The 5,918-nt window shown below is 40.6% G+C and carries 6 protein-coding genes and 1 pseudogene; 1 reads left to right on the plus strand and 6 read right to left on the minus strand.

The window, feature by feature from the left end:
- From ACGF63_RS22125 to ACGF63_RS22150, 6 genes are all read right to left on the minus strand, one after another.
- Positions 1-1,402: hypothetical protein (locus ACGF63_RS22125; RefSeq protein ID WP_387633238.1), on the minus strand; the 1,402-nt coding region annotated here is incomplete at its 3' end.
- Positions 1,402-2,445: an NAD(P)-dependent oxidoreductase gene (locus ACGF63_RS22130; RefSeq protein ID WP_036843053.1), complete on the minus strand. Its 1,044-nt coding sequence runs from the start codon at positions 2,443-2,445 to the stop codon at positions 1,402-1,404. The genes ACGF63_RS22130 and ACGF63_RS22125, both read right to left, overlap by 1 nt.
- A gap of 9 nt (positions 2,446-2,454) precedes the next feature.
- Positions 2,455-3,120, minus strand: coding sequence for an HAD hydrolase-like protein (locus ACGF63_RS22135; protein WP_036843050.1), 666 nt, complete (start codon positions 3,118-3,120; stop codon positions 2,455-2,457).
- 25 nt (positions 3,121-3,145) lie between these two features.
- Positions 3,146-3,628 carry an adenylyltransferase/cytidyltransferase family protein gene (locus ACGF63_RS22140; protein ID WP_051477109.1) on the minus strand — a complete coding sequence of 161 codons (483 nt, stop codon included), beginning with the start codon at positions 3,626-3,628 and terminating at the stop codon, positions 3,146-3,148.
- A gap of 11 nt (positions 3,629-3,639) precedes the next feature.
- Positions 3,640-4,137 (minus strand): GNAT family N-acetyltransferase, encoded by a 498-nt coding sequence (locus ACGF63_RS22145; protein ID WP_036843047.1) that lies wholly within the window; start codon positions 4,135-4,137, stop codon positions 3,640-3,642.
- Positions 4,127-5,443, minus strand: a complete 1,317-nt coding sequence (locus tag ACGF63_RS22150) for an aspartate aminotransferase family protein (RefSeq protein ID WP_081738135.1) — start codon at positions 5,441-5,443, stop codon at positions 4,127-4,129. Before ACGF63_RS22150 ends, ACGF63_RS22145 begins: the two co-directional genes overlap by 11 nt.
- A gap of 242 nt (positions 5,444-5,685) precedes the next feature.
- Here ACGF63_RS22150 and ACGF63_RS22155 point away from each other — a divergent pair.
- Positions 5,686-5,918, plus strand: a pseudogene (locus ACGF63_RS22155) (IS982 family transposase); the annotation flags it as partial.

Below are 5,918 nucleotides of genomic sequence, written 5' to 3' on the forward strand. Positions count from 1 at the left end.
CCTGTTTTTTATCGGACCACTTAAATACAGATGCAGCAAATCTTGCACATTCTGCAACTATTTTATAACCACGAGCGTTCATATAAGCATCATCGTAGGTTACAGACCAGTATCTGTATAGGGAGTAACAGACATCTGCAGAAATGTGTAATACTTCATCGACACTCCACTCACGCACGATATCAGCATCAGGATAGGAAAGGACATAGTGAGGTCCGTTTTCAGCACCATGATCATTAGAAGCCTCTGGAAAACGCGCCCCAAAAAATCCTGTGGATTTTGCAAATTCAATCGCTTTTTCCATACTATGGTATCGGTAGTCAATGAATGCTTTTGCTACACGTGGGTCATTCCAAGCCCAAAATATACATTTATGAAGTTCAGTATCAAAAAAAGTCGCTCCTGAATGATAAGGGCTGGTCAACCCCCGAGCTGGTGAAACAAAACCTAACTCATGGTTATATGCACCAATACCATGCTGTAAAAGTTGGAAAAGTGCATATTTAATACCGAGTTCAATGGGTTTATAGGACGCATTGATTGTCACATCATGCTCTTCCCATAATTTGTCCCACCTTGCTTGATGCTCATTCTGGGAGGAGATGAAGTTAAATGGCTCCGGGGATATCTCAAGTCCCACACTGCAATCCTCTGAACGTACCTTCCAATGTATAAATAAAGGGTGATGTTCATTCTGGGAAAAATCGAAGGTTACGGATGTTGCACAACTCTGTCCCAGACATGACCATGTGCTTGCGTATCTGGCAGAAAATAATTGAACATCATAGTGCAATTTTTGTTCTGTGGTTGTGACTATAGCGCTAAAACCATTTTTATTGGAATAACATTGAGTAATATCATAATGACGAGCGACTAGCCAAGGAGCCGTACCGAGGTATTCATTACCTGCAGAAATATCAAGCCCGTAATCCAACCGTAATTTCCGTGGACCAATTTCAGTATTTAATTGACGTAATTCAATAACAGTTGAGACTTCAAGCTTATTGGGAACATCAATAAACTGCCTTATGATTAACTCGAATTCTCCTCCTCTTACGCACAAATATTCAGTGCTGGTCACAAATGCTGTATCGAGAGATAAAATAATTTTCGCGGCTCGGCCATTTTTGTGAATTGCTGGTTCACCAGTTTCGACATCATAAAGCCGGAGAATTTTTGGTGCTGGCAATGATACTATTTCACGTAAAACCCCAACACCTGATGTATATACCCTGTCCATAAGTAACTGAACCCGCTGAGCTCGTTCAGATGCTTTTGGTACGTGTGGTCGCAGTCCCATAAAACTATTAGCTAATGTTGTCACACATGAAATAAATGCTGACGAATCAGGGCCGACTTCAGATATATTTTCTTCTTTTCTTCCATAAGTGATGGTCAGCATCAAAGACTCCTTAATACATTGAAAGACCAATCTGTGTATTTCATATTCAGCACATTATGGTAGCAAGGATCTATAAGAACATTTGTGCTGTTAATAAACCAACCCGATTGCCATTTCTCACATATTTCCAAAACAGCATCCCGAATTGTATAAACAAATTGAAAACCCAGTTCATTTTGTACTAAACGAGAATCTAATCGGTAAGATCTTGTGTCATTAGAAGCTGTTGTAGCAATAGGTACATTGGTATTGAAATAACGATCAACAACATCTTTAACCTGCAATGCTATATCGCTCACAGTATGGTTTTCATAACCGACGTTAATGGCACGCCCGCTGACTGAACCAAGAGAATTACGTTGAACAAGTGTTGCATACAGGCGAGTTAAATCGCAAATATGGACATTAGGCCGGTATTGATTCCCGCCCAAAACGGTAATTTTTCCTTGTGAAAGTGCACTAGCAGTCAGAATATTTACGGTCAAATCTAAACGTTGTCTGGGAGACCAACCGCAAACTGTTGCTGCCCTCACTGCAATGGTTTCAAAATTTGGGCTCGTTAGACCGAAAAGAACCTCCTCGCCTGCTGATTTATATCGGTTATAGTCCGTGATAGGAACACAAGGCTGACTTTCGTCGACGATAGGTTGATCATTTATACCATAAACACTCGCTGATGATGCGTAGATAAAACGCCGACACCCCAGATTCTTGGCACTTGTCATGAGATGAGGAAGACAAGCAATATTTATAGATCGACTGACTTCCGGATCTGAGTTAAAACTAGGGTCATTTGCTACTGCAGCAAGGTGTACTACTGTTGTTACTCCCCGTAATGAATCTTCAACAATAGTTTTATCACGAATATCCCCCTTAACGAATTCCAGATGGGGATGTTCAAGAAATAAATTAAGTCCGTTAGGAAAGAATTGGGCATCCAATATTCTAACTTTATAGCCTGCAGCCAATAATTTAGGCACCAGTCGCGAACCTATATATCCTGCTCCACCAGTTACAAGAATTGTTTCATATTTAGTTTGCATATCATTTCCTTATATTGTTTCGATAATCGGAATAGCGATGTCATTGAGGGATGGAATAATAAAAGCGCGTTGGTCGGTAGCCATGGGCAGGAGTTCATTGCGATGTATCTGATAAGCTCGGATTCCAAGATTACAGGCTACGTCAATAGAATGTGGAGAATCATCAATCAGCGTGATCTCTTTTGGGATACGTTCTTCAATGAGAGACAAAAACAGCTCCTCTCGAGTCTGATCTTGTTTTTGCCTTACTATGCTTTGTTGATTGAGTGTTATGCTTTCCTTACGTAGCATATCGTCGAATAGGGAAGATGCATTTTGTGAGGCCGTATAAAATTTAACCTCCTGAGACGACGATTCTACTCGCTTTAAAAGTCGTACTGCGTCATCGAAAAGTCGGGTGTATACAGAAAGCCTAAGAAATTCAGCCTGTTTGATTTCCGCAAGCATACTTATGTTGCCATTGTTTAATCTATCCAGACCCGAAAGCAATCCAGCCTTTTTTAAATCCAAAAGGCTGGAAGCACCTTCTAATCGAGGTCGTCCTGCGATATTGGCAAGATATTCTTCATGAGTAAGCTCCGTTAGCCCGAACTGATGAGCAGCGTTACACCAAGCTTCGTAGTGCGGAGTATCAATGAGTGTCCCGTCGAGATCAATCAATAGAAGTGTTTGCATTTTTGCTCCACTATTTTTAAGAGTTTTACATACTCTTGCTCATAATTATGTTTGCGATCCGAGAAGTTGAATCCATTACCTTTCCATCAGTGAAAGCCATGCGTCCTCCATGGCTTTCAACAAATATTCGTTCTGCATTCAGTCTTAAATCTGTACTAGTACCGTAATCCGCACCTTTAAAAAACACATGAGGACGAAGAGCGGAGAGGATATGTTCGGCAGTAGGTGAATCGCTCACTATTACATGATGGCAGTAGCGAATCGATGCCATAAATTTGGCACGATGATAATCGGAAAAAATGGGACGCTCAGAACCTTTGTTGACATACTTATCAGCGGTAATTGACACAAAAAGACGATCAATCAGTAAATTGGCTTGTCGTAAATGGTGTATGTGACCAATATGGACGATATCAAAACATCCGTGACACAATCCAATTGTCAGGCCATCTTTTCGATAGCTCTCAGCAAGAGCTTTTAACTCGGTGACGCTGTTCAAAACGGTCATGTCAATGCCTCCTATGAAATAAGATATTTTGCCATTATGTTTAGGTGTTCAGATTTCCCCCAATAATCTGGTACTTGCCCGACTATTTGGAATCCATTACGAAGATGAAAGAGATATGCAGCACGCTCTTTGTCAATGTTACCAATATCTAGACACAGGTATTTTTTCCTGAGACTTAATGCAAATGCCTCAATTTCGCTATAGAGCAACGAAGCAACACCGTATCGACGATAACTTTGATCAACAACCAACCAGTCAGCCCAAAGAACATACTTTGATGGTATTGCTCCCAAACTACACCCCATTGTCCCGATAACCTCCTCACCCTCAGTTGCAACAAACCGAATCTCCTCTTGATGCGGGTTTTCCAATTCACGTATGAATTGAATACTCGCAGATTGGGTTAGATCATCCTCTGAACCAATTTGTGCTATGAGTTTAAGAACCGCTTCCATATCAGAGATATTAAAACGTCGAATAAGAATTGCGCGCGCGCTTTTAATTGTCATGGTATTCCAGCCTAATCAGAGCAGAATCCAACCGATCACATGCGCTATCGATCATTTCGGTAGTATGCAAAGCAGATAACGTCACGGGCTCTGGGCAATATGTTAGAGGTAATAGAAATCCGTATAACTTATATTCTGTTGACAACAAGCGGAATAATTTATGTGCGAATTTCACAGGGTAGGTATTTTCTATATCTTTCATTGTTTTTGGGCGCACTGAAGACCCAATATGAACCCCAACTCTTCCGCCATAACCATCAATATGACAAGGAATATTGTGTTGCTTAAAAATTTCTCTCATATTTTTTATGAGTTGGCTTTCTAAATTTGCAACATGTTGATAGAGGATGCCATCTTCTAAGTGCTCGAGAACTGCCAAAGCAGCAGAAACCGACAGATATCTTCCCGTATTTGTGCCACTTATCTGTACAGGCCCACGCGGAGCGATCATGTCCATATATTCAGCTTTACCAGCAATTCCAGCTATCGACATTCCAGCACCAAATGCCTTACCATAAGTCGCTATATCCGGAATGACACCATAGTCTTTTTGAGCACCACCAATATTTGCCCTAAATCCTGTTAACACCTCGTCAAATATAAGTAACGCTTTATGTTTTGTCGCAAGTGCACGCAGGTTTTGCAGAAATCCCTCATCTGGTTTGATACAACCGATATTCAGAGCCACCGGTTCCAGAATGATGCCAGCCACATCACCAGAATATGTTTCAAATGCTTTCTGCACTGCATTTAGGTCATTCCATGGCAATGGCACAGTTAATTGACCTAATTCGGCAGGAATACCGGTAGTACCTTCAAGACGTTCTAGCTCACCATTTGCAAAAACAACGCCACTTCGTGGAGAGGAATCTATATTCCATGTAAGAGTGTCATTTAAGCCATGAAAGTGGCCTTCAAATTTAAAAATAATGCGTTTACCTGTTGCGGCTCGAGCTATTCGAGTTGCATACATAGTGGCTTCTAGCCCTGAATTTACAAGACGTAATTTTTCTGCGCACGGTACCACAGCGCAGAAGCGTTCACTCAACAATTGATGTTTTTCAGTTTCATATTGTTGAAGAAAACCACGTGATAGTGCATGAGTAATAGCCTTTCGTATAACAGAGCTATCATGACCAAGAAAACATGAACCCCATCCCATGATATAATCATCGCACCATTCACCCGATAATAGCTGTATCCTAGGACCAGAAGCATTGCGAATTTGTATTGGTCCGATAACAGACAAATGGTTCCAACCAGCCAATACGTTACCTACACGTGTTTCGTTAATTCTTGTCATCATAATTCCTCATAAATACTCCTGAATAAACTATTCAAAATAGAGATCTCATGTAATTAAATAAGGCTTCATAATTATGAAGCTCTTCTTTCCAACGCTAATGGAAGTAAATTAATTAGCTACTATTTCAGTATGCTATTTAATAATTCTAATTTAACCTGAGGTTTGCTTAAGAAGGGAACTAAGTGCCTGAGGCACGATCAAAGTTTTTGTCAAATAAAACAAAATCGTGGAGATCCTCAGGCATGCCTAATTTAGAAGAACTTTACTGCTGCGTCGATGACTTTTGCCAAAAATTTATCCCTCTCTGGCATCAACAGTTAATTGAAAATGGCTTGCTCAAACGTCGCCGCGACGCTTCCCTTTCTCTCAGTGAAGTGATGACGATACTCATTTTATTCCACATGAGCCATTATCGTGATTTTAAAACGTTTTATATTCAGCATGTTAAACACTATCTTCAGGCCGATTTTCCCCG

Origin of the sequence: Photorhabdus sp. RM322S (assembly GCF_042879395.1) — a bacterium.
Lineage (GTDB): Bacteria > Pseudomonadota > Gammaproteobacteria > Enterobacterales > Enterobacteriaceae > Photorhabdus > Photorhabdus khanii.

What these genes read in the sequence shown, in the direction of transcription:
- ACGF63_RS22140 (WP_051477109.1), bottom strand. Translation starts at nt 3,628, where the DNA reads ATGACCGTTTTGAACAGCGTCACCGAGTTAAAAGCTCTTGCTGAGAGC.
- ACGF63_RS22145 (WP_036843047.1), bottom strand. Translation starts at nt 4,137, where the DNA reads ATGACAATTAAAAGCGCGCGCGCAATTCTTATTCGACGTTTTAATATC.
- ACGF63_RS22135 (WP_036843050.1), bottom strand. Translation starts at nt 3,120, where the DNA reads ATGCAAACACTTCTATTGATTGATCTCGACGGGACACTCATTGATACT.
- ACGF63_RS22130 (WP_036843053.1), bottom strand. Translation starts at nt 2,445, where the DNA reads ATGCAAACTAAATATGAAACAATTCTTGTAACTGGTGGAGCAGGATAT.
- ACGF63_RS22150 (WP_081738135.1), bottom strand. Translation starts at nt 5,443, where the DNA reads ATGATGACAAGAATTAACGAAACACGTGTAGGTAACGTATTGGCTGGT.